This window comes from Cellulomonas cellasea, assembly GCF_006538745.1.
In the GTDB taxonomy this organism is placed as follows: domain Bacteria; phylum Actinomycetota; class Actinomycetes; order Actinomycetales; family Cellulomonadaceae; genus Cellulomonas_A; species Cellulomonas_A cellasea.
Genome location: NZ_BJLR01000039.1, coordinates 1 through 22,255 on the forward strand (window position 1 = coordinate 1; position 22,255 = coordinate 22,255).

General features: G+C 75.3%; 17 protein-coding genes. 6 read left to right on the forward strand and 11 right to left on the reverse strand.

The window, feature by feature from the left end:
* Nucleotides 1–34 precede the first annotated feature (34 nt).
* From CCE01nite_RS19405 to CCE01nite_RS19420, 4 genes are all read right to left on the reverse strand, one after another.
* Entirely contained in the window at nucleotides 35–952 is a 918-nt protein-coding gene (locus tag CCE01nite_RS19405; protein WP_034632659.1) for a carbohydrate ABC transporter permease, read from the reverse strand.
* Nucleotides 949–1,950 carry a carbohydrate ABC transporter permease gene (locus CCE01nite_RS19410; RefSeq protein WP_034632662.1) on the reverse strand — a complete coding sequence of 334 codons (1,002 nt, stop codon included), beginning with the start codon at nucleotides 1,948–1,950 and terminating at the stop codon, nucleotides 949–951. Before CCE01nite_RS19410 ends, CCE01nite_RS19405 begins: the two co-directional genes overlap by 4 nt.
* 81 nt (nucleotides 1,951–2,031) lie before the next feature.
* Entirely contained in the window at nucleotides 2,032–3,318 is a 1,287-nt protein-coding gene (locus tag CCE01nite_RS19415; RefSeq protein WP_034632692.1) for an ABC transporter substrate-binding protein, read from the reverse strand.
* 305 nt (nucleotides 3,319–3,623) lie between these two features.
* Nucleotides 3,624–4,139: a DUF2505 domain-containing protein gene (locus CCE01nite_RS19420; RefSeq protein WP_034632664.1), complete on the reverse strand. Its 516-nt coding sequence runs from the start codon at nucleotides 4,137–4,139 to the stop codon at nucleotides 3,624–3,626.
* Between the two features lie 110 nt (nucleotides 4,140–4,249).
* Between CCE01nite_RS19420 and CCE01nite_RS19425 the strand changes: the two genes are divergently transcribed.
* Nucleotides 4,250–5,740, forward strand: coding sequence for a sensor histidine kinase (locus CCE01nite_RS19425; RefSeq protein WP_141372882.1), 1,491 nt, complete (start codon nucleotides 4,250–4,252; stop codon nucleotides 5,738–5,740).
* A gap of 196 nt (nucleotides 5,741–5,936) precedes the next feature.
* Here CCE01nite_RS19425 and CCE01nite_RS19430 read toward each other — a convergent pair whose 3' ends face one another.
* Nucleotides 5,937–6,185 (reverse strand): WhiB family transcriptional regulator, encoded by a 249-nt coding sequence (locus CCE01nite_RS19430; protein WP_034632667.1) that lies wholly within the window; start codon nucleotides 6,183–6,185, stop codon nucleotides 5,937–5,939.
* A 424-nt stretch (nucleotides 6,186–6,609) separates the two neighbouring features.
* Here CCE01nite_RS19430 and CCE01nite_RS19435 point away from each other — a divergent pair, with 424 nt between their 5' ends.
* Entirely contained in the window at nucleotides 6,610–7,005 is a 396-nt protein-coding gene (locus CCE01nite_RS19435; protein ID WP_034632672.1) for a hypothetical protein, read from the forward strand.
* Nucleotides 7,006–7,103: 98 nt separating this feature from the next.
* Here CCE01nite_RS19435 and CCE01nite_RS19440 read toward each other — a convergent pair whose 3' ends face one another.
* The 5 genes from CCE01nite_RS19440 to CCE01nite_RS19460 form a co-directional block, all read right to left on the reverse strand.
* On the reverse strand, nucleotides 7,104–11,312 hold the full coding sequence (locus CCE01nite_RS19440) for an FtsK/SpoIIIE domain-containing protein (protein WP_170223999.1): 4,209 nt from the start codon (nucleotides 11,310–11,312) through the stop codon (nucleotides 7,104–7,106).
* A gap of 96 nt (nucleotides 11,313–11,408) precedes the next feature.
* Nucleotides 11,409–14,075 carry an ABC transporter permease gene (locus CCE01nite_RS19445; RefSeq protein ID WP_034634225.1) on the reverse strand — a complete coding sequence of 889 codons (2,667 nt, stop codon included), beginning with the start codon at nucleotides 14,073–14,075 and terminating at the stop codon, nucleotides 11,409–11,411.
* Entirely contained in the window at nucleotides 14,075–14,896 is an 822-nt protein-coding gene (locus CCE01nite_RS19450; protein ID WP_034634220.1) for an ABC transporter ATP-binding protein, read from the reverse strand. The genes CCE01nite_RS19445 and CCE01nite_RS19450 overlap by 1 nt, the downstream gene beginning before the upstream one ends.
* A 107-nt stretch (nucleotides 14,897–15,003) precedes the next feature.
* Nucleotides 15,004–15,723, reverse strand: a complete 720-nt coding sequence (locus tag CCE01nite_RS19455; RefSeq protein ID WP_052104409.1) for a response regulator — start codon at nucleotides 15,721–15,723, stop codon at nucleotides 15,004–15,006.
* Nucleotides 15,720–17,102 carry a sensor histidine kinase gene (locus CCE01nite_RS19460; RefSeq protein ID WP_084142915.1) on the reverse strand — a complete coding sequence of 461 codons (1,383 nt, stop codon included), beginning with the start codon at nucleotides 17,100–17,102 and terminating at the stop codon, nucleotides 15,720–15,722. Before CCE01nite_RS19460 ends, CCE01nite_RS19455 begins: the two co-directional genes overlap by 4 nt.
* 265 nt (nucleotides 17,103–17,367) lie before the next feature.
* Here CCE01nite_RS19460 and CCE01nite_RS19465 point away from each other — a divergent pair, with 265 nt between their 5' ends.
* Both CCE01nite_RS19465 and CCE01nite_RS19470 read left to right on the forward strand, forming a co-directional pair.
* Nucleotides 17,368–18,060: a response regulator transcription factor gene (locus tag CCE01nite_RS19465; protein ID WP_034634217.1), complete on the forward strand. Its 693-nt coding sequence runs from the start codon at nucleotides 17,368–17,370 to the stop codon at nucleotides 18,058–18,060.
* A gap of 2 nt (nucleotides 18,061–18,062) precedes the next feature.
* Complete coding sequence (locus CCE01nite_RS19470; protein WP_034634214.1) at nucleotides 18,063–19,388, forward strand: sensor histidine kinase; 1,326 nt, start codon at nucleotides 18,063–18,065, stop codon at nucleotides 19,386–19,388.
* A 106-nt stretch (nucleotides 19,389–19,494) separates the two neighbouring features.
* Here CCE01nite_RS19470 and CCE01nite_RS19475 read toward each other — a convergent pair whose 3' ends face one another.
* The gene (locus CCE01nite_RS19475) at nucleotides 19,495–20,136 is read right to left on the reverse strand and encodes a GtrA family protein (protein ID WP_084142914.1); all 642 of its coding nucleotides are present in this window, start codon (nucleotides 20,134–20,136) and stop codon (nucleotides 19,495–19,497) included.
* 146 nt (nucleotides 20,137–20,282) lie between these two features.
* Here CCE01nite_RS19475 and CCE01nite_RS19480 point away from each other — a divergent pair, with 146 nt between their 5' ends.
* Nucleotides 20,283–21,488 carry a 5-(carboxyamino)imidazole ribonucleotide synthase gene (locus CCE01nite_RS19480; RefSeq protein WP_034634211.1) on the forward strand — a complete coding sequence of 402 codons (1,206 nt, stop codon included), beginning with the start codon at nucleotides 20,283–20,285 and terminating at the stop codon, nucleotides 21,486–21,488.
* A 127-nt stretch (nucleotides 21,489–21,615) separates the two neighbouring features.
* Complete coding sequence (purE, locus tag CCE01nite_RS19485) at nucleotides 21,616–22,161, forward strand: 5-(carboxyamino)imidazole ribonucleotide mutase (protein ID WP_034634208.1); 546 nt, start codon at nucleotides 21,616–21,618, stop codon at nucleotides 22,159–22,161.
* Nucleotides 22,162–22,255 lie beyond the last annotated feature (94 nt).

A 22,255-nucleotide genomic window follows, 5' to 3' on the forward strand; every position in this document is an offset into this window, starting at 1 on the left:
GGGGGCGATGGTGGCGCCCCCGCGCGGCGCGGGATCAACCCTTGACAGCACCCGCCATGATGCCAGCGACGAGCTGGCGGCCGGCGAACACGAACAGGATGACCAGCGGGATCACCGAGAGCGTGACGCCCGCCATGATCAGCGCCATGTCCTTGAAGTACGTGGACTGCAGCAGCTGGACGGCGACCGGGAGCGTCGGGTTCGTCGAGCCGAGCACGATGAACGGCCAGAAGAAGTTCGTCCACGAGCCCACGAAGGTGAACAGCGCGAGCATCGCCGCCGCCGGGCGTGCCGCCGGCATGGCGATGTGCCAGAACGTGCGGATCATCGACGCGCCGTCGACGCGGGCCGCCTCGATGAGCTCGTAGGGCAGCGCGCTCTCGAGGTACTGGGTCATCCAGAACACCCCGAACGCGGTGACCATGCCCGGCACGATCACCGCGACGAGCTTGCCGGTCCAGCCGAGCTCCGACATCACGATGAACAGCGGGACGATGCCGAGCTGCGTGGGCACCGCCATGGTCGCGATGACGAACACGAGCAGCGGCCCACGTCCCCGGAACCGGAGCTTCGAGAACGAGAACCCGGCGAGGGTCGAGAACACGACCACCGACGCGGCCGTGAGCGTCGAGACGATGACGCTGTTCGTCAGGGCCTTCCAGAACCGGATGTCGGCGTTCAGCACCCGGCTCACGTTGTCGAAGAACTCACCCTGCGGGATGAGCGACGGGATCGGCGTCTGCGCGATGGTCGACGCGTTCGAGCTCGAGAGCAGGAACATGTAGTAGAGCGGTGCGGCCGAGGCCAGGATGACGATCGCCAGGACGGTGTACGTCAGCCAGCCCGGGCGTCGGTCGGAACCGGCGCCCTGCGCCCGGCGACGACGGCCGGCAGCACGAGCGGCGCCCGCACCGGCAGTCTGTCGGATGACGGGGATCGAAGGAGCGCTCATCGCTTCTTCCTTCCGCTCTTCGGCGCCGACTCGGAGGAGATCCGGCGGGTGATGGAGAAGTTGATGATGCCGACCACGATGATGATCAGGAACAGGATCCAGGCGACGGCGGCGGCGCGACCGAAGCTCTTCTGCGCCCCCCAGCCCAGCTCGTAGAGGTACATCGTGGCGGTCATCCACTGACGGTCGTTGCCGCCCTGTCCGATCTGGTCGTACAGGCGCGGCTCGTCGAAGATCTGCAGGCCGCCGATCGTCGACGTCAGGACGACGAAGATGATCGTCGGGCGGAGCATGGGCACCGTGACGGAGAAGAACTGCCGCAGGCGGCCGGCGCCGTCGAGGATCGCGGCCTCGTAGATGTCGCGCGGGACGGCCTGCATCGCCGCGAGGAAGATCAGCGTGTTGTAGCCGGTCCAGCGGAAGTTGACCATCGTCGAGATCGCGAAGTGGCTGGCCAGGACGTCGCCGTGCCACTTGACCGGCTCGACCCCGAAGGTGCCGAGCACCGTGTTCACGACGCCGGACTGGTCGGCGAAGAGCTTGCTGAAGATGAGGCTGACCGCGACCGGTGCGACGACGTAGGGCAGGAGCACGCCCATGCGCCAGAACGTGCGTGCACGCAGGTTGGCGTCGAGGAACGCGGCCAGGACGATCGCGATGAAGACCTGCGGCACGGAGGACAGCAGGAAGATGCTGAACGTGTTCCGCAGCCCGCGCCAGAAGTTCGGCTGGGCGAGCACGTCCTGGTAGTTCTTGAGGCCGACGAAGTCGCCCTGCCCGCCGATCAGGTGCCAGTCGTGCACCGAGACGACGGCCGTGTACGCGAGCGGGAAGAGACCGACGACCGCGAACAGGATGAAGAACGGGGAGATGTAGAGGTAGGGCGAGAGCTTGACGTCCCAGCGCCCGAGCTGCTGGCTGAAGCCGACGCGCTGGGGGGCACGTTCCGGGCTGCGGCTCGTGCGGCGGGCCGGCGTCGGCGTGGTGGTGGTGGCCATCGGTGTCCTTCGGCGGTGAGGTCGTCGAGCGTGGGACAGGGCCGGGCCGGCGGTGCGTCCGCCGACCCGACCCTGGTGGAATCAGCCGAGGGCGTTGATGGCCTCTTCGAACTTCGACCACGACGTCGCCGGGTCATCCGTGCGGTCCACGTCGACGCGGTTGATCGCCTGCGACATCGCGTCGCTCACCGCGAAGTAGTTCGGGCCCTTGAAGGGGGGCTCCGGCTTCACGGCGAGCGCCCGCTCGGACAGGATCTGCCCGGTCGGCGCGTTGTTGAAGAACGGGTTCGTGACCGAGAGCAGGTCCTCGCTCTCGAGGGCCTCGGTCTGGCTCGGGAACGTGCCCTTCGCCTTGAACGCCTTGATCTGCTGCTCGGGGGCGGTCAGCCAGGCGGCGAGCGCCTTGGCCTCCTCCGGGTGCGCACCCTGGGCGGGGACCGTCAGGAACGAGCCACCCCAGTTGCCGCCGCCGCCGGGGAAGACGTTGGCGATGTCCCAGCCGGTGACGCCCTTGGCGTTGCCCTCGATGACACCGAGCATCCAGCCCGGAGCCAGCATCGTCGCGAAGCCGTTGTTCTGGAACGACGCCGTCCAGTCCTCGCTCCACTGCGACTTGTGCGACGAGAGGTTGTCCTCGACGCCCGCCTTCAGCACGGCGTCGTAGGCCTCCTTGACCTCGGGGTTTTCGAGCGCGGTGATCTCACCGGTCTCGGGGTCCTCGAACGCGGCGTCCATCTGGTTGACCATGCCCTGGAAGATCGCGGCGCTCGAGTCGAAGAACGCGACGTCGGGGTTGCTCGCCTTGAACTGGCGGCCGACCTCGAAGTACTTGTCCCACGTGGCGTCGTCGCCACCGAACAGCGCGGCGACCTCCTCGCGGTCGGTCGGGAGACCGGCGGCCGCGAACAGGTCGGAGCGGTACGCGATGGCCTCGGGGCCGATGTCGGTGCCGTAGCCGATGAGACGGCCGTCCTCGGCCGTGGCCTGCGCGACCTTCCACTCGAGCCAGCGGCCCTCGACGTCGTCCGACGCCAGGTCCACGAACTTGTCCGAGTACTGGAGGAGCTCGGGGAGCCAGTCGACCTCGATGGCCTCGATGTCCGACAGGCCGGAGCCCGCGGCGAGACGCGTGTTGAGGTTGTCGCGCGCCTCGTTCGAGGTGGCGGCCTTCTTGTGCTCGACGGTGACGTTCGGGTTCGCGGCCTCGTACTCGGCGAAGAGGTCGTCGTAGCCGAACTCGTTGAACGTGGCGACGGTCAGCGTGATCTTCTCGTCACCGCTGGCGTCTCCGGTCGACCCCGAGTCGGCCGAGCCGCATGCGGTGGCGAGAAGGGCAACGCCCGTCACCCCGGCCGCGACGGCCCACATCTTGCGTGTGGTCTTGCGCACTGTGACTCCCTTGTCAGTCGGACGGCGTCCTCGCCGTACCCGTGGACGCGACGGACGCACCGCCGCAGGGGGCGCGCGGACGACCGGTCACGTGGGCCGTGTGGACCCTCACATGGGGACGTTCCCGTGGAACTTGCGGGAGCGTTCCCACGCGCTGCGGTGAGCTCTGTCCTCAGGCTGGTCAGGTGTCAAGGATGAGAGGGTCGTCATCTCCGTGGTAGCGATCCCACACCACTGTTCCCGCAGGTCAGAGCGTTGCGGAGTCGTTAGGTGTTACCGAATTGTTACGGCCGGACACCCGATCCGTGACCTTCGAGCCAGCGGGCCGCGACGGCGGCCTCGGCGCCCAGCGCGGTGCGGATCGCACCGCCCGCCGCCTCCTCGACCGCGGAGGCGAACAGGGGGATCGCCGCCTTGACCTCGCCCTCGTAGGTGAGGGTCGTGCGGCCGCCCGCCGGCGTGAGCGAGGAGGTGCCGGTGAGGCGCACCGGGGCCCCGGTGATCTCGACCACGACGGTCCCGCGGCGCGACCCGTCCGGTCCCGGGCCCTCCCACGCCTCGACCTGGCGCACGTCGAGCCGCGAGCCGACGAAGCCCCGCACGTTCGCGGGGATCTGGTCCGTCGGGAGCGACCGCCGGGTGGTCACGGTGAACGCGCCGTTCTCGCCGGCGACGACGTCGACCTGCTGGTCCAGCGCCCCGGAGGCCCGCACCTTCTCGTGCACGTAGGCCGGGTCGGCGAGCATCGCGGCGACCGTGTCCGGCGCACCGGCGAGGTCGAGCGGGACATGGAGGTGCACGGCGCTGGGTCCTTCCCTGCAGGGCTGGTGCCGCGAGTTTATCCGGCGGCGCCCGCGCGGTGCGCGCGGCCCGCGGGAAGTGGGGTCGGACGCGCGCCTACGCTGGTGCGGTGTCCACCCTGAGCGATCTCGCCACGCGCCACGCGTCGTCCCTCGACGCCGCCGACCTCGAGTGGCTCCACCTGCTCGTCGGGGACTGGCAGGTGATCTCCGACCTCGCGTTCGCCGACCTCGTGCTGTGGCTCCCGGCCGACGACGGGGACTTCGTCGCCATCGCGCAGTGCCGCCCGAGCACCGGAGCGACCGTCCACTACGACGACGTCGTCGGCTCACGGCCCCCCGAGGGCCAGCGGCCCCAGCTGCAGAAGTCGCTCACCGAGGTCCGGGCGCAGCGCTCGCGCGAGCCCCGCTGGTTCGGCTCGTACGCCGTGCGCGAGGAGGCGGTGCCCGTCGTCCGCCAGGGCCGCGCGATCGCCGTCGTCGCCCGGCAGACGAACCTCGGTGGGGCACGGACGCCGAGCCGGCTCGAGCTGAACTACGTCGAGGCCGCCGACGACCTCATGGGGATGATCTCGCGCGGGGAGTTCCCGGCGCCGAACGCCCCCACCGGGCCCCGCCGCGGCGCCCCCCGGGTCGGCGACGGGCTCGTGCGCCTCAACTCCGAGGGGGAGGTGCTCTACGCGAGCCCCAACGCCCTCAGCTGCTTCCACCGCCTCGGTGCGCTCGGCGACCTCGTCGGCCGCTCGCTCGTCGAGGTCACGACCGACCTCATCGAGCAGAAAGCGACCGTCGACGAGTCGATGCCGCTCGTCGTGATGGGGCGCGCGCCGTGGCGCACCGACATCGAGGCCCGCGGCGTCGCGCTCTCGCTGCGCGCGGTGCCCCTCACCGAGCACGGCCAGCGGCTCGGTGCCGTCCTGCTGTGCCGCGACGTCTCCGAGCTGCGCCGGCGCGAGCGCGCGCTCATCACGAAGGACGCGACGATCCGGGAGATCCACCACCGGGTCAAGAACAACCTGCAGACCGTCGCGGCGCTGCTCCGGCTGCAGTCGCGCCGGATGAGCAGCCCCGAGGCCAAGGACGCGCTCGACGAGGCGATGCGCCGTGTCGCCACGATCGCGCTCGTGCACGAGACGCTGTCCCAGACGCTCGACGAGGCGGTGCCCTTCGACGACCTCGTGGGGCGCAGCCTGCGCCTCGCGGCCGACGTCGCGTCCGCCGGCGGGCACGTGCGGACCGTCGTGCAGGGCGAGTTCGGGCTCGTGCCCGCCGAGGACGCCACGGCCCTCGCGCTCGTGCTGACCGAGCTCGTGACCAACGCCGTCGAGCACGGGCTCGCGAACGGCGTCGGCGGCACGGTCGAGATCACGGCGGTCCGGGAGGGCGACGCGCTCGGGATCACGGTCGCGGACGACGGCGTCGGGCTCCCCGAGAAGGCCGGCGCCGGGACCGGGCTCGGGACGCAGATCGTCTCGACACTCGTGACCAACGAGCTGCGCGGGTCGATCCGGTGGGGGGCGCGCGAGGGCGGCGGGACCGAGGTGGTGCTCGACGTGGTGCTCCGGACGCCGAACCGCGAGACCGGGTCGATCCGGCACTGACGGGTTCGACCCGGGCGCTGGGTGCCGCGGGCGTCGGTCCGGCGGTGAGCGTGGCCGAACGTCGCGCACCCCTGGCGACGCGTACCGGTCCCGCGCCGATCGCGGCATGTCGCCCCGGACGCTCTCGCCCCGGACACGACTCAGCCGCCGGTGCCCGAGGGCGCCGACGGCTGAGTGCGTGCGGTGTGGTGGTGCGTCAGCTGGCGCGGCGCTGGCGCGCGGTGCGGCGCTTGAGGGCGCGGCGCTCGTCCTCCGAGAGCCCGCCCCAGACGCCCGCGTCCTGTCCGGACTCGAGCGCCCACTTCAGGCACGTGTCCACGACGTCGCAGCGACGGCACACGGCCTTCGCCTCGTCGATCTGCAGCAGCGCGGGCCCGGTGTTCCCGATGGGGAAGAACAGCTCCGGGTCCTCGTCCAGGCACGCTGCGCGGTGGCGCCAATCCATGACATCTCCTCGGCAGAGGGCAAGCCCGTTCCCTGTCGTGGGACTCGGGCTCAGCGGGCAGGGCGCGACCAGGCCGCTGGAGGATGCGACGGAACTGGGCCCTGCACTTCGGGTGGGGGTGTGAACTGCTGTTGATCAGCCTCACACCTGGGCTGAACGCGCACAAGAGTTACGCGGCGGTTTCCTCCGCGTGAACGCTGAGGTGTTCATCACACCTGTGTGAGCCCTGTGCCGGGGATCGTCACCGTACCCTGTTCCACCGCTCGTGCGCGAACCGCCTCGAAGTGCAAGACGAGCGGGTCCGCGGCGGCGGGTCCTCGACTCGGAACGGGCCCGCTCGTCGGCCCGTTCCTGGGCGGGATCGGCGGAGCGGCCGGACCCCTCCGGCGGGGCGGTGCCGACGTGCTCGCATAGGGTCGACGACGTGCCCCATCGCCGCCCTCGCGCCCTCCTCGTCGTCTGCCTGCTGGTCCTCGTCGAGGCCGCTGCCCTCGCCGGGCTCGCGGCGGCGTTCGTGGTCGACCTGGCGCGGGGCGCCGAGCTCCCGGGCCCGACGGCGTTCCTCGCGGTCTTCCTGCTCGGGGTCGCCGCGGTGCTCGTGCTCGCCGCGCGTGCGCTGGCCGACGGCCGCCGCTGGGCCCGCTCCCCGGTGCTCACGTGGCAGCTGCTGCTGCTCGTCATGGCGGTCGGCTGGTTCTCCGCGGAGCCGAGCCCGTGGGCCGCGGGCGTGGTGCTCGTCGCGCTGGTGGTCGGTGTCGGCCTGCTGCTGCCCCCGGTCGTCGCGGTGACGACCGCTCCGCGCACCCCGCCGGCACCCTGAGCCGCGCCGCCGCCGCGACCGCGCCGCCGTCCCTCGAAGCCGCCGCAGCCCGTCCCTGACGCGCTCCCCCCGGTGGGCGCGACGGGCCAGCAGCCGGACTACGCCCGGTCGGCCGGTACCGGCAGTGCGACCTGGACCGGCAGTGCGACCTGGAGGGGCACCGCTTCGCGGCCGGTGACGAGCACGCCGCGGCCGGCGAGGTGCGCCTGCGCAGGGTCGAGGGCCCACTCGACCGCCGTCCCGAAGACGTCCGCCGAGCCCGGCTCGTGCGGCTGCAGCACGATGCCGGAGCGGGCGTGGCGCAGCGACGCGAGCGGCTCGCGGTAGGCGGTCGCCGCGCGTGCGGTCGAGATCGAGGCGACGACCCGGGAGCCGGGAGCGCGGGGCACCGGCGTTCCGTCGGCCGGGGTGCGCCGGACGGCGCGGAGGCCGGCGTGGTGCTCGGCGCGTGCGCGCTCGAGCCAGCCGACGAGGCGTTCGACGAGGTGCGGCGCCGAGTGCTCGAGTGCGTCGAGGTCGTCGACCACGACGTCGACCGGGCCGGTCGCACCCTCGAGGTCCCCGAGCAGGTCCGCGAGGTCGCGGCTCCCCGCCGACCAGCGCACGCCGGGGACGTTGGTCAGCGGCGCGTCGTCGGCCACCACGGCGACGTCCCGTCCGGCCCGGACGAGGGCCGCCGCCACGACCGCCAGCGCGGTCGTGCGCCCCGACCCGGGCGGACCGACGACGAGCGCGCCGTGCCGGACGTCGAGCGACAGCACGTCCCCCGCGTCACCCCCGCGCCCCACGGCGACCCGGTCGGCCGCCGGACGGTCGACGCGCACCGCAACCGGAGCGTCGAGCGTCACCCGTGTCGGGACCGGCGCGAGCCGGAGCGCCTGGTGCCCCGCACCGCGCGACGTCCGCGGCGGGCCGTCCGTGAGCGCGACCTGGCACAGCACCGCGCCCTCGGGGCCGACGTGCACCGCGCGGCCGGGCGGTCGGCGGCCACCGGCGAGCCCGGTCGGGACCCCCGCGAGGACGTCCGTCACCGGGTCCCCGGGGCCGAGCACGAGCCGGCTGCGGAAGTGGCCGACGAGCGAGGCGAGCCCTGCCCCCGAGCCGCAGCCCGCCGCGACGGCGACCCGTCGTGCGCGGCCGTCGCGCAGGAGGTCCACCAGGAGCTCGGTCGCGGCGCCGCGGGCGACGCCGTCGAGCGCCGCGACCGTCGACTCGAGCACGTCGACCACGACGAGCTGCGGCACGTCGTCGGTCCGGGAGGCGTCGTCCTCCACGGCGGTCGGGGGGCGGCGACCGGCGAGCAGCCGCACGAGCCGGGCGAGGCGGCGGGGGTCGTCCGGCCCGACGACGGTGCCGAGCAGTGCGGCGGGTGCCGGGAGGGCGTCGGGTGCGAAGCCGACCGCGTGCACGTCCCAGCCGAGCTCGAGCGCCCCGTGCACGACCGTGCGCAACGCGCTGGTCCGCCCCGAGCCGGGGCCGCCACGCACGAGCAGGTGACCGTCGTCCGGCCGCCACGAGACGAGCGAGCGCCGCTGCTCCGCGGGGACGTCACCGAGCCCGAGCGGCACGTCGCCCGGGCCGGTCGTCGCCGCGCCGGTGACCTGCGCGTGCACCTCGTCGCGGGTGACGTGCACCGGGAGCTCCGGCAGCCACGGCGACACGGGCGCCGGACGGCCGTGCGCCGCGGCCCGGACCGCGTCGACGTACCGGCTCGACCCGTCCTCGCGCGCGGGGTCGGGTCCGGTCGGGACCCACGAGGGCGCGCCGGCGAGCCACGGGTCGGCGAGGCGGACGACCTCGTCGCGGCGCGGGCCGTGCGGCAGCGCGACCTGGAGCTGCTCCGGGGCGCGGTTGCCACGGCGGAGGACCGCGCGGCCGGGCCGGTCGACGGGGAGCGCCGCGGCGTCGCCCACTCCCAGCACGTCGGTCGACTCGGCGGCGTCGGCGACGCGCAGCGCGACCCGGAGGGCGATGTTGGCGCGCAGGTCGGGGCCGACCGCGCCGGCCGGTCGCTGGGTGGCCAGGACGAGGTGCATCCCCAGCGCGCGCCCCTGGGCGGCCACCCGCAGGAGGCCCGGCACGAAGGTCGGCACCTCGTCCGCGAGCGCCCGGAACTCGTCGACGACGACGAGCAGGCGCGGCGGGGGAGGCGCCGTCGTGCGACCTGCTCGGTGCTCCGCGGCGAGGGCGTCGACATCGGCGACGCCGGCCTCGGCGAGCACGCGCTCGCGGCGGTGCAGCTCGGCGCGCAGCCCGGCGAGCGCCCGTTCGGCGAGAGCCCCGTCGAGGTCCGTCACCTGCCCGACGACGTGGGGGAGCCGCGCGATCGGCCCGAAGCTCGTGCCGCCCTTGTAGTCGACGAGCGCGACGGCGAGCCGTTCCGGGGGGTGGGCGAGCGCGAGGGTGAGGACGAGCGTCTGGAGCAGGCCCGACTTGCCCGCGCCCGTCGTGCCGGCGACGAGCGCGTGCGGCCCGTCGGCGACGAGGTCGACGTGCACCGGGCCGGCGTGGTCGACGCCCAGTGCGGCGCGCAGCCCGGGCGGGGCGGGCTCGGCCCACCGTGCGGCGACCGCGGCCGCGTCGGGCGCGGGGACGCCGGGCAGGTCGCCCAGCGCGACGGTGCGGGGCAGGGGGTCCTCGCCGTGCGGGCTGCGGGCTCCCGCACCGGGGTCGGCGGCCGGCTCACCGGGCGCTCGCGGGCGCGTGCCGGGGAACGCGGGCGAGCCGCCGAGACCCGGTGCGCCGCCGCCCGACCCACCCCCACCCGACCCACCGCTACCGGAGACACCGCCCGCCGCGCCCCCGGCCCGCGCCCCGGCGACCCGCCGCGCCTGCGCCTCGGCCCACGCGGCGGTGACGGCCTGCAGCGGGAGCGCGCGGTGCGACCCACCGGTGCGGAGCGTCGCCCCGTCGGGCCCGACCGTGAGCACCGAGGTGCACCAGGCGGGCACGGCCCCGGGCCCGTCGACGACGAGCACGAGCGCGGTGCCCGGTCGGCCGGGGTCCGCGCGGGTCCCGGCGAGCGCCACGGGCCCGTCGACCACGACGACCCACCGGGCACGGGGCGTCACCGGCGCGCCCGCCGGCACCTCCGCGAGCCACCGCGCCCAGCGCCAGTCGGCCCGACGCTCGTCGTCGCACCGCACCACGAGCGCGCCGTCGCCCGTCGGTCCCGCCAGCCCGAGGGCGAGCGCGCGTGCGGCGCCGAGCGCGAGCGACCGCCGGCCGGTCACCGCGACCACGAGACCCTGCTCGTGCACGGCCGCGTGCCCGAGCCGGCGCAGGCCACCTCCCGCGGAGGGGGTCGTCGTCGACGGCACTCCCGGGACCGCGGCGAGGACGGACGCGGCGGTCAGGTCCGCGGGCCCGAGCGGGGCGTCGTCCGCGCCCGGGCCTGTGGTGCCGGACGTCGCGTCGGGTCGTCCTCGTCGACCCCGGCGGCCCGCGAGCGCCTGCGAGCCGCCCGGCGCACCGGCCCGTCGTCGGCGCGCCCGCGTCCGGCCCGCGTGGGCGAGCATCATGACCGGACCGAGCAGCGCACCGACGAGCAGGACCGGGTTCCCCGTGCTCACTGCGAGGGCGGCGGACCCGACGGCGGGACCGAGCCACAGCCACGCACCCGGCCCGGTGCCAGGTGCGTCCGCGTCCGCGACCGGACGGCCCCGCCGGCGCAGCGGCCCCCGCACCTCGAGGACACTCGTCCCGACGTGCAGCCGGTCGCCCGTGCGCAGCCGCACCGCGCGCCGACGCAGCGGGCGCACCCGTGCGCGCCGGCCGCCTCCGTCCGCGCCGACGGTGAGGTGCTCGCGCGGCACGCCGCGCCGGTCCGCGCGCGCCACGACGGTGCCGTTGCTGGTCCGCAGGTCGCGCGCGAGGACATGGCGCCGGCGCGCGAGGAGACGGACGTGCGCCCGCGAGAGCGCGGGGTCCTCGACGCGCAAGGACGCGCTGCCGGCGGGGCCCGCGGCGCGTCCGACCACGAGCTCGGGTGCGACCGCGGCGAGCGCTCCGCAGTCGGGTCCGGCGAGCACCGCGACGTGGAAGCGGGCGTGCAGCGCCGTCTCGTCCGGGGGAGTGGCACCGCGGCTCAGCCGGAGCTCGGCGCCCGCGAGGAGCGGGTACCGACCGCACGGGTGCTCGTCGTCGACCGCGACAGGACCGGCCGCGAGCCGAGCCCCGGGTGCCGACCAGCACGGGTCGCCCGTGAGGCGGGTCAGCCCGGTACGGAGGTCACGCGCCCGCGTCCCGGGCGGGACGTCGACCTCGGTGGCCGGCGCGGAGCCGGTGGGCTGCAGGAGGAGTCGCACGCCGCCCACCGTGGCGCACGTCGGACGCGCGACCGGCGGGCCCGTGCACGCCGGGGGAGGTCCCCGGTGTCCACAGGCCCGCCGGTCGGGCGAGCCTCAGTCGACGCCGAGGGCCGCCACGGGTGACGTGCGGGCGGCCGCGCGCCCGGGGACCACGGACGCGAGCATGCCCGCCGCGAGCGCGACGACGAGCACCAGCACGAGGTGCCACCACGTCACGGACAGGACCACGTCGCCCATCGCGCCGAGCAGCGTCGCGGAGCCCGCCCAGCCGTACAGCACGCCCAGGCCGACGCCGAGCGCGGCCCCGACCCCGGCGATGAGCGCCCCCTCGATCGCGAGCATCCACCGCAGCCGGCGCCGGGAGAGCCCGATCGCGCGCAGCGTCGCCGACTCGCGGCGCCGCTCGAGCACCGAGAGGGACAGGGTGTTCGCGACCCCGACGAGCGCGATGAGCACGGCGACCCCGAGCAGCCCGACGACGATCGCGAGCAGCGTGTCGATGAGCCGCTGGTTGCCCGCGCGCTCGAGCGCCGAGCCGTTGACCTCGACCGACTCGTCGGCGAGGGCGTCCGACAGCGCCGGCACGACGGTCCCCGCGTCCGTCACGTCGTCGAGCCGGACCCAGACCCGCGTCACGGGCGCCTCGGAGGACAGGTCGTCGAGCGTCTCCGGGGTCACGTAGGCCGACTCGCTCCCCATGTCGACGACCGCGGCGCGCAGGCCGAGCTCGCGGCCGCCGGGCGGGGACAGGGCGGCCTCCTCCCAGGACGCGCGCGCAGCGACGTCCACGACGTCGCCGTCGGCGATCCCGAGCCCCTGGGCGGCCTCCTCGCCGAGGACGACGGTCCCGGGCCCGAGCCTGTTCGCCAGCACGTCCCCGTCGCGCATCAGGGACCGGACGACCTCGGGCGTGACCGCGTACACGTCGGTCAGCCACTCCTCCCCGCCCCCGGGGCGCTCGAGCGCCGCGAGCGTCGAGGCGAGGGTCGCCGTGCCGGCCACGCCGTCGGCCGCCGCGAGGGTCGACACCGCTCCGCCCGTGACCGCCGGGCGCTCGTCCGTGCCGCCGTCGAACGCCGTGACCTGCACGTCGACGGGGTACCGCTCGTCGAGCTCGCGGTCGAGCGTCACGCGCGCGCTCGCGGCACCGGTGCTCATGAGCGCGACGAGCGTGACGCCGATGAGCAGCGCGGTGCTGGTCGCGGCCGTGCGGCGGGGGTTCCGCAGCGTGTTCGCGGTCGCGAGGCGGGCGGTCGGCCCGTTCCCGGCAACCGTGCGCCCGACGAGGCCCACGACGCGCGGCACCCAGAAGACGGCGCCCAGCAGGATCCCGACGAACGACGTGGCACCCCCGAGCACGCCGAGCGCGAGCCCGACCATGGGGTTCGCGAGCATGCCGAGCCCCACGCCGCCCGCGAGGGCGACGAAGCCGCCGGCCGTGAGCAGCAGGCTCAGCACGAGCCGGGCCCGGCCCCCGCGCCCGCCGACCTCGGCGAGCTCGGCGGGCCGCAGCGCCGCGACGGGGGCGACCCGGGTGGCCGCGCGCGCCGGGAGCAGCGCGGCGAGGACCGTGACGCTCGTCCCGACCGCGAGCGGCACGAGGACGACCCACGGCGTGAGGGTCACGGTGCCGGGCAGGGGCACGTCGAGGTCGACGCGCTGCAGGACGAGCAGCGCCACCTGCGCGAGCACGGTGCCGGTCACGAGCCCCACGAGGGACGCGACGCTGCCCAGGATGGCGGCCTCCACGAGCACGGACCGGCGCACCTGGCGGCGCAGCGCGCCCACGCAGCGCAGCAGCGCGAGCGTCCGGGTGCGCTGGGCGACGAGGACCTGGAACGTGTTGGCGATGACGAGGGCGGCGACGACGAGCGCGATCGACGCGAAGCCCAGGACGAGCCCGGTGAAGACGTCGGTGCCCTGCGTGACGCGCCCGAGCGCCCGGACCGCGGCCTCGTCGGGGGTGAGGACCGTGACGTCGTCGAGGACCTCGTCGATCAACGTGGTGGTGCGGGCCGTGCTCGTGCCCGGGGTCAGGGCGAGCAGGGCACCGGTCGGCTGGAGCTCGTCGAGCGAACCGGCGCCCGAGACCGCCTGCACGTCCTCGAGGGGGAGCACCGCGGCGCCACCCATCGCGAGGTACGCGCCGCGCGGGTCGTCGAGGAGCCCGGTGACCTCGAGCGGGTAGTCCTCGGACTCGTAGGAGCCCTGGGCGGCGGGCTCGCTCGGGTCCGCGTTCCGCTCCGAGCCCGGGGACGGGGCCGAGGAGGGCCCGGGGGACTCGCCGGGTTCCGACGGGACCCAGCGCACCCGGCTCGTCACGACCTCGTCACCGGGGCTTACGCCGATCCGTTCGGCGGCCGCGGCGGGCAGCCCGATCTCGCCCGGCCGCTCCGGGAGGCGGCCGTCGACCAGCTCGAGCGGGTCGAGGCGCGGGTCGGACGCGCGGGGCAGCGCCAGGAGGGAGGCGCGCTTGCCGCCGCCCGCCCGGACCTCGAGCCAGCCGTGCACGTCCGGCTGGACGGCGTCGACGCCGGGCACGCCGCGCAGCGCGTCGAGGTCGTCGCTCGTGAGGTCGCCCTCGACGAGGAGGTCGGCGTCCGCGAGGGTCGCCGCGACGGAGTCGTAGCTCGTCCGGGTCATGACGCCGCCCGCGAGGAGCGTCGCCGCCACGAACGCGGTGCCGATCGCGATGGCGATGCCGCCCGACGCGAGGCGCCCGAGGCTGCGCCGCATCTGGGCCAGGGTGAGGCGCAGCATCAGGCGCGCACCGCCGGGATGCTGCCGGTCGCCGTGAGCGGCTCACCCGCGGGGACCTCGAGGCGACGCAGCGCGTCGAGCCCCGCGAGCACGGCGTCGGGCGTCGGGTCGACGATGTCGCCCGCGATGCGCCCGTCGGCGAGGAGCACGACGCGGTCGGCGTACGCGGCGGCCGTCGGGTCGTGCGTGACCATGATGACCGTGCGGCCGAGCTCGCGCACCGAGCGCCGCAGGAAGCTCAGCACCTCGGCGCCGGAGCGCGAGTCGAGGTTGCCGGTCGGCTCGTCCGCGAACACGACCTCCGGGCGGGCGATGAGCGCGCGGGCGATCGCGACGCGCTGCTGCTGGCCGCCCGACAGCTCGGCCGGGCGGTGCCCGAGGCGGTCCCGGAGGCCGAGCGTCCCCACGAGCGTGTCGAGCCACGCCGGGTCCACCGGGGCGCCCGCGAGGTCGAGCGGGAGCGTGATGTTCTGCGCCGCGGTGAACATCGGCAGCAGGTTGAAGGACTGGAAGACGAACCCGACACGGTCGCGCCGCAGCCGCGTGAGCCCGTCGTCGTCGAGCGTCGTGACGTCGGTGTCGCCCAGGTGCACGGTCCCGGACGTCGCCGAGTCGAGCCCCGCGAGCAGGTGCATGAGCGTCGACTTGCCCGAGCCCGAGGGCCCCATGATCGCGGTGAACTCGCCGGCCGCGAAGTCGACGTCGACGCCCGCCAGCGCGTGCACGGCCGAGGCCCCGCTGCCGTACACCTTCGTGAGCCCACGGGCGTGGGAGGCGACGTGCGGCTCGGGTCCGGCAGGGCGGTAGACGGTGGTGTCCACGGGTGCTCCAGGGGTCATCGGGGTGGTGGTCCCGACGCTACGGAGCGGGGCGGTACGAGCGCGTCGGGCCGTGGGCGGGTCCGGCGGTCATCCCCTGGGGGGACGGCTCACGCCCCCGGTCGCACGAGGCCCGTCTCGTACGCGACGACGACGGCCTGGACGCGGTCGCGGGCGCCGAGCTTGGCGAGGATGCGCCCGACGTGCGTCTTGACGGTGGCCTCCGCGACGAACAGGTCCTGGCCGATCTCGGTGTTGGACCGCCCCCGGGCCATGTGCACGAGCACCTCGCGCTCGCGGTCCGTGAGCTCGGCGACGGCGGCGTGCGCCGGGCCGGCGTCGCCCGCCTGCTGCTCCGCCGGGAGCACGATCACGAGGTGCTCGATGAGCCGGCGCGTGCTCGACGGCGCGATCACGGCGTCGCCCGCGTGCACCGTGCGGATCGCGTCGAGCATCTCCTCGGGCGGGGCGTCCTTGAGCAGGAAGCCGCTCGCGCCGGCCCGGATCGCGGCGAGCACGTACTCGTCGAGGTCGAACGTCGTCAGCACGATGATGCGCGGGGCGGGCTCGCCGGGCGTCGCGGCAGCGGTGATCGCCGCGGTCGCCGCGAGACCGTCCATCGTGGGCATGCGGACGTCCATGAGGACCACGTCGACCTGCCCGACGACGTTCCGGGACGCCGAGTCGGGGGCGAGCGCCCGGACGATCTGCGCGCCGTCGCCCGCCTCGAGGACGACCTCGAGGTCCGGCTGGGAGTCGATCACCATGCGGAAGCCGGCACGGACGAGCTGCTGGTCGTCGACGAGGGCGACGCGGATGGGGCCGCTCACAGCGGCTTCGGGGTGGTCATGCCGGGGGCTCCCTGGGGTGCGGTCGGGGCGGGCGGTGGTGGCGGAGGGGTGGTGCGGGCGGCTGTGCTGGTGGCGGCGGTGCCGGTGGGGGTGCCGGGGGCGCTGGCCCCGCCGACGGGCGGCAGGGGGATCTGCGCGCGGACCCGGAACCCGCCGCCGGGGCGCGGGCCGGCCGTGACCGAGCCGCCGAACATGGCCGCGCGCTCGCGCATCCCCAGCAGGCCCTGGCCGAGGCCGTCGGACTCGGCGGCGGCGCCGCGCCCGTCGTCGCCGACCTCGAGCACGAGCGACGCGTCGAGCCACTGCACGACGACGGTCACCGTCGGGTCGGGCCCCGCGTGCTTGAGGATGTTGGTGAGCGCCTCCTGGCAGATCCGGTAGGCCGTCAGCCCGGCGCCGGGCGGCAGGCGGCGCGCGGTGCCCATGCGTACGAGCGAGACGCGCAGGCCGCTCGCGCGCACCTGCTCGACGAGCGCCTCGAGGTCCTGCTCGGCGGGCTGCGGCGTGTACGGCGTGCCCCCCGCGCCGCCGGGCCCGGTCGAGATCCCGCTCAGGGCGGGCGCGGGCCCACCCGGCTGCGCGGGCTCGTCGGCGCGCAGCACCCCGAGCAGCCGGCGCATGTCGCCGAGCGCCGCGCGACCGGTCTCGGCGATCGTGCCGAGCGAGCGCGCCGCGGCGGCCGGGTCGGCCCCGGCGGCGTACCGGCCGCCGTCGGCCTGGGCGATGATCACGCTGAGCGAGTGGGCGACGATGTCGTGCATCTCGCGTGCGATGCGGGACCGCTCCGCCGCCGTCGCGATCTGGTGCTGCTGGTCGCGCTCGATCTCGAGGCGGCGCGCGCGGTCGACGAGCGCGTCCATCGCCTCGCGGCGGGACCGGCGCACGAGCCCGAACGCCCACACGGCCAGCGAGAGCGCCGAGCCGAACATCCACGCGAAGAGGACCGCGAACGGGTCGGACGTCCCGCCGAGGCTCAGGCCGAGCACGAGCGAGCCGACGACGGCGCCGACGACCGCGACCCGGTGGGCCCAGCGGGGTCCGTGCACCGTCACGGAGTACAGCGCGAGCGGGACGGCGACGTCGGCGGGCAGCAGCGGGCCGTAGCCCCCGGTGAGGTGGATGAGCGCGATCGTGTAGACGGTGACGACCGAGGCGACCGGCTGGGCGCGGCGCCACGCGAGCGGCGCGACGAGCGCGAGGGCGATGACTGGGACGCCGGCGGTCTGGTAGCCGCCGAGGCCGGTCCCGAGCGCCCAGGTCAAGGGGACCGCGACGAGCGCGAGGAGCGCGGTGCCCGCGGCGTCGACGGCGAGCCGATGGGTGTCCTCCCACCGGATCGCTCGCTCCCACCAGCCCACCGGACGAGCGTAGGCACCGGGCACCGCGCCGTCGTGCACCCGGGGGTGGACGGCCCGTCGCCGCGCCGTCCGTCCGCGGGGGGACCGGGCCGCCTGCCGGGAGGGGACCGGCAGGCGGCCGTCGTGCTCACCGCGACGGCCGTGGGCCGCCGTCTCGTAGGCAACCAGGCCGTGCGCCGCAGGTCAAGAGGTAACTTAGGCCACCTAAGTAAGTCGTCCGCGGAAGTCCTCCGGACATCGCACGGTCGTGACCTAGCATGGGCGAATGACTCACGTGCTGCTGGCGGAGGACGACCCTGCGATTGCCGAGCCTTTGGCCCGCGCTCTCGGGCGTGAGGGTTACGACGTCCACGTGCAAGGTACGGGTCAAGGGGCCATCGACGGCGCGGCAGCAGCCGACCTCGTGGTGCTCGACCTCGGCCTGCCCGACATGGACGGTCTCGACGTCGCGCGCGCGATCCGGAACCTGGGGCTCACGACCCCCGTCCTCGTCCTCACGGCGCGCGCCGACGAGGTCGACCTCGTCGTCGGGCTCGACGCGGGCGCCGACGACTACGTGACCAAGCCGTTCCGGCTCGCCGAGCTGCTCGCGCGCGTGCGGGCGCTGCTCCGCCGCACGGTCGGGGACCCCGCGGACGAGGACGAGCTGCACGCGCAGAACGTCCGGGTCGACGTCGCCGCCCACCGCGCCTTCCAGGGCGAGCGCGAGCTGCACCTCACCGCGAAGGAGTTCGACCTGCTGCGCGTGCTCGTCGCCGCCGCGGGCACCGTGGTCGCGCGCGAGACGCTCATGCGCGAGGTCTGGGGCTCCGACCCGTCGGGCTCGACCAAGACCCTCGACATGCACGTGTCGTGGCTGCGCCGCAAGCTCGGCGACGACGCGAACTCCCCCCGGTACATCACGACCGTGCGCGGCATGGGCTTCCGGTTCGAGACCGGCGAGGCAGATCGGGGCTAGGCGTGCGTCGTCGCGTCCTCCAAGCGACCATCGCCGCGGTCACGGTCGCGGTCGTCCTGCTCGGGTTCCCGCTCGCGTTCCTCGGTGCGCAGCTCGTCGGCGAGACCCAGCTCCAGGCCATCCAGAAGCGCGCGGACGAGCTCGCCGACAAGGCCGACTTCCGCATCGACGAGAGCATCCCGTTCAGCGAGCGCATGCTCGAGCGCCACATCGGTGGCGACGGCGAGCTGCCGGCGTTCGTGCTGGTCACGGCCCCCGACGGCACGCGGTACCAGGCCGGCGAGTTCATCGAGGGACGCACGCTGTCCAAGCACGTGCTCAGCGACACGGGCGTCCAGGTCTCGATCTACGTCTCCTGGTGGGACGTGTTCTGGCAGACGATGCGCGTCATCGGGCTCGTCGTCGCGGCCGCCGTCGTGGCGTTCGCCGCCGGCATCGCGATGGCCATCTGGCAGGCCAACCGGCTCGCCGCGCCGCTCGTCTACCTCGCCGCGTCCGCCGAGCAGCTCGGCTCGGGTCAGGTGCGCCCCGAGCTCGAGCCCTCCGGCGTCGAGGAGATCGACCTCGTCGCCGCGGAGCTCGCGCGCAGCGCGGACCGCATGGCCGGACGGCTCGCCGCCGAGCGCCAGTTCGCCGCCGACGCCTCCCACCAGCTCCGCACGCCCCTGACCGCGCTGTCGATGCGCCTCGAGGAGATCACGCTCGCGACCGAGGAGGAGGCCGTCCGCGAGGAGGCCCGGATCTCCCTCGAGCAGGTCGAGCGCCTCGTGACCGTCGTCGACGACCTGCTCACACGCTCCCGGCGTGCGCAGGGCGGCACGACCGAGGCCGTCCGGCTGCTCGACGTCGTGCACCAGCAGGAGGAGGAGTGGGCGCCCGCGTTCACCGCGGCCAAGCGCCGGCTCGTCGTCGAGGTCGGTCCCGACGTCCGGGTGCTCGCGACCCCCGGTGCGCTCGCCCAGGTCGTCGCGACGCTCATCGAGAACTCCCTCAAGCACGGGGACGGGACGACGACGGTGCGCTCGCGCAGCAGCGGCGGTCCGTCCGGCGCGGTCGTCGTCGAGGTCGCCGACGAGGGGGAGGGCGTGCCCGACGAGCTGGCGCCGCGGATCTTCGAGCGTGAGGTCACCTCGGGCAAGGGGACGGGACTCGGCCTCGCGCTGGCGCGGGACCTCGCGTCGGCCGACGGCGGCTGGCTCGAGCTCGCGCAGCGGCGGCCCGCGGTGTTCGCGCTGTTCCTGTCGGGGGTGCCGGCGCAGCTCGCGCCCGACGTCGTGATGCCGCGCGGCTCGGTGATCTCGCCGCGGACCGACCGCCGCTGGCGGTAGGGGGGCGGCCGCGCTCGTCGGCGCGGCGTCGGTCGGCTCGGGGCGGCTCGGGCGCGGTCGGCCCGCGTTGGGTGGGCCGGTGCGGGTCGGCTCGGTGCCGGTCGGGTCAGGCCCGGTCGAGCGAGGGCACGGCGGGCTCGTCGAGCGCCGGCTGGCCGTGGACCGTCGCGTCCGACGCGGCCTCGTCCGGGAAGGTCCCGTCCGGTCCGGGCGTCGCGGCGAGCAGGGGCTCGTCGGTCGCGGTGACGTCCTCGAGCACGACGGGCGGCGCGACGGTCGGGACGACGTCGCCCGAGGCGGACGTGAAGACGAGCGTCTTGTAGCCGATGTACCGCACGACCGTGCCGAGCCCGATGCCGATGACGTTCGCGACGTTGTCGGCGAGGGGAGTCGTGAAGCCCAGGACGTAGTGCGAGAGCGCGAGCGTCCCCACGCCGAGCACGACGCCGGCGGCGTTGACGAGCGCGTAGGCCGTGAACTCACGTCCGCGCCGGGCGGTGCGGTGCTCGGCGAACGTCCAGTGCCGGTTCCCGAGCCACGAGACGACGGTCGCGGCGGCGATCGACAGCACGCGCGCCGTGATGGGCTTCTCGACGAGCAGCTCGCCCGGCCCGAACCGCAGCAGGTTGAACAGGCCGAGGTCCACGACGAACGCGACGCCCCCGACCGAGAGGAAGCGCGCGAGCTCGAGCACGCGGACCCGCAGGGCGAGCAGCCGCACCGGTCCTGCTCCAGGCGTAGACGTCACCGGGGGATCGTACTCCGGGGCCCCCGGCGGTCGGAGAGGCCGAGATCGGGTGAAATCGGGCGCCCGGGCCGGTTCCGACCCGGGCGCGGGCGTGGATGCGGACGGTGCGGCGGTCCCGGCGCGGGGCTCGACTAGGCTCGTCGCCCGTGACAGCACCCGTCGTGGCCGTGGTCGGTGGAGGCCAGCTCGCCCGCATGATGACGCCCGCCGCGACCGCCCTCGGGCTGCACCTGCGCGTGCTCGTCGAGGACCCGACGTCGTCGGCGGCCCAGGTCGTGGTCGACGCGCCGGTCGGGGCCGCGCGCGACGAGGAGGCCGTCGAGGCGCTCGTGGCCGGCCGGCCCGGTGCCGTGGCACCGGCGCACGCCGCCCCTGCCGACGTGCTGACGTTCGAGCACGAGCACGTCCCCTCGGCGCTCCTCGAGCGGCTCGTCGCGACCGGCCTGCCCGTGCACCCGACGCCGGGCGCGCTCGTGCATGCCCAGGACAAGCACGTGATGCGCCGGCGCCTGACCGAGCTGGGCGTGCCCTGCCCGCGCTGGGCCGCGGTGGCCGACGCCGCGGAGCTCGAGGCGTTCCTCGGCTCCACGGGCGGCGAGGCGGTCGTCAAGACGGTGCGCGGCGGGTACGACGGCAAGGGCGTGCGCGTCGTCCGGTCGGCACGCGACGTGGACGACTGGTTCGACGCCGCCGCGCGCGGCGAGGGCGCCGAGCTCCTCGCGGAGGAGAAGGTGCCGTTCACCCGCGAGCTCGCGGTGCTCGTGGCCCGCACGCCGTCGGGCGAGGTCCGGACCTGGCCCGTCGTGGAGTCGGTGCAGGTGGACGGCGTGTGCTCCGAGGTCGTCGCGCCCGCGCCGGACCTCGACCCCCGCACCGCCGAGGAGGCACGGCGCACCGCGGTGGCGGTCGCGGAGGGGCTCGCCGTCACGGGCGTGCTCGCGGTCGAGCTGTTCGAGGTCTCCGGGGAGGAGCCGGGCGCGGCGCCGCGCGTGCTCGTCAACGAGCTCGCGATGCGCCCGCACAACTCGGGGCACTGGACGATCGACGGCTCCGTCACGAGCCAGTTCGAGCAGCACCTGCGCGCGGTCCTCGATCTCCCGCTCGGGGACACCGCACCGCGCGCACCGTGGACCGTCATGGTCAACGTCCTCGGCAGCGCCCGGGACGAGCTCACCGACGGCCTCGCCGCCGTCGCACGGACCGACCCGCACGCCAAGGTGCACCTGTACGGCAAGGGTGTGCGCCCGGGCCGCAAGCTCGGCCACGTCAACGTCTCGGGAGCCGATCTCGACGACGTGCGCCGCCGGGCCCGTGCGGCCGCGGGCCTGCTGCGCGGCGAGGAACCCGCCTGACGGCCTCCGCGCCGTCGCCGGGAGACGCCGGAGGGCGACCTGTCGGGCGGCGTGCCCGCGCGGACGCCCCGGCCGCACGACCCCCACCGCACGACCCGCACGACACCTGAGCGAACAGGAGACGGACATGGCAGCACAGCCGCTGGTCGGCATCGTGATGGGCTCGGACTCCGACTGGCCGGTGATGCAGGCCGCGGCCGACGCGCTGCGGGAGTTCGACGTCCCGGTCGAGGTCGACGTCGTCTCCGCGCACCGCCAGCCCGAGAAGATGATCGAGTACGGGCGCTCGGCGGCCGGGCGCGGGCTGCGGGTGATCGTCGCCGGCGCGGGCGGCGCGGCGCACCTGCCGGGCATGCTCGCCGCGGTCACGACGCTCCCGGTCATCGGCGTCCCCGTGCCGCTCGCGCACCTCGACGGGCTCGACTCGCTGCTGTCGATCGTCCAGATGCCCGCCGGCGTGCCCGTCGCGACCGTGTCCGTCGGCGGTGCGCGCAACGCCGGCCTGCTCGCTGTGCGGGTCCTCGCGTCCGGGGCCGACGACGACGCTCGCCGGCTGGCCGAGGCCATGGCCGAGTTCCAGGTCGGGCTGCGCGCGCAGGCCGACGCCAAGGGGGAGCGGCTGCGGGGCTTCTCCGCGGACGGTGGGCGGCCCCGCACAGGCTTCACGGCCTGACGCCGGAGCGCGCGGGATCCCGGGCTCGGACGCCGCGGGCTCCACGGTCCACGTCTCGCGACACGGGGAGCGGCCGGCCTGCGAGGCCTGAGCC

Bases quoted from the DNA above. Each gene is read 5' to 3' on its own strand.
- CCE01nite_RS19405 (WP_034632659.1), bottom strand. From the start codon at position 952: ATGAGCGCTCCTTCGATCCCCGTCATCCGACAGACTGCCGGTGCGGGC.
- CCE01nite_RS19410 (WP_034632662.1), bottom strand. From the start codon at position 1,950: ATGGCCACCACCACCACGCCGACGCCGGCCCGCCGCACGAGCCGCAGC.
- CCE01nite_RS19415 (WP_034632692.1), bottom strand. From the start codon at position 3,318: ATGTGGGCCGTCGCGGCCGGGGTGACGGGCGTTGCCCTTCTCGCCACC.
- CCE01nite_RS19430 (WP_034632667.1), bottom strand. From the start codon at position 6,185: ATGGATTGGCGCCACCGCGCAGCGTGCCTGGACGAGGACCCGGAGCTG.
- CCE01nite_RS19445 (WP_034634225.1), bottom strand. From the start codon at position 14,075: ATGCTGCGCCTCACCCTGGCCCAGATGCGGCGCAGCCTCGGGCGCCTC.
- CCE01nite_RS19465 (WP_034634217.1), top strand. From the start codon at position 17,368: ATGACTCACGTGCTGCTGGCGGAGGACGACCCTGCGATTGCCGAGCCT.
- purE (WP_034634208.1), top strand. From the start codon at position 21,616: ATGGCAGCACAGCCGCTGGTCGGCATCGTGATGGGCTCGGACTCCGAC.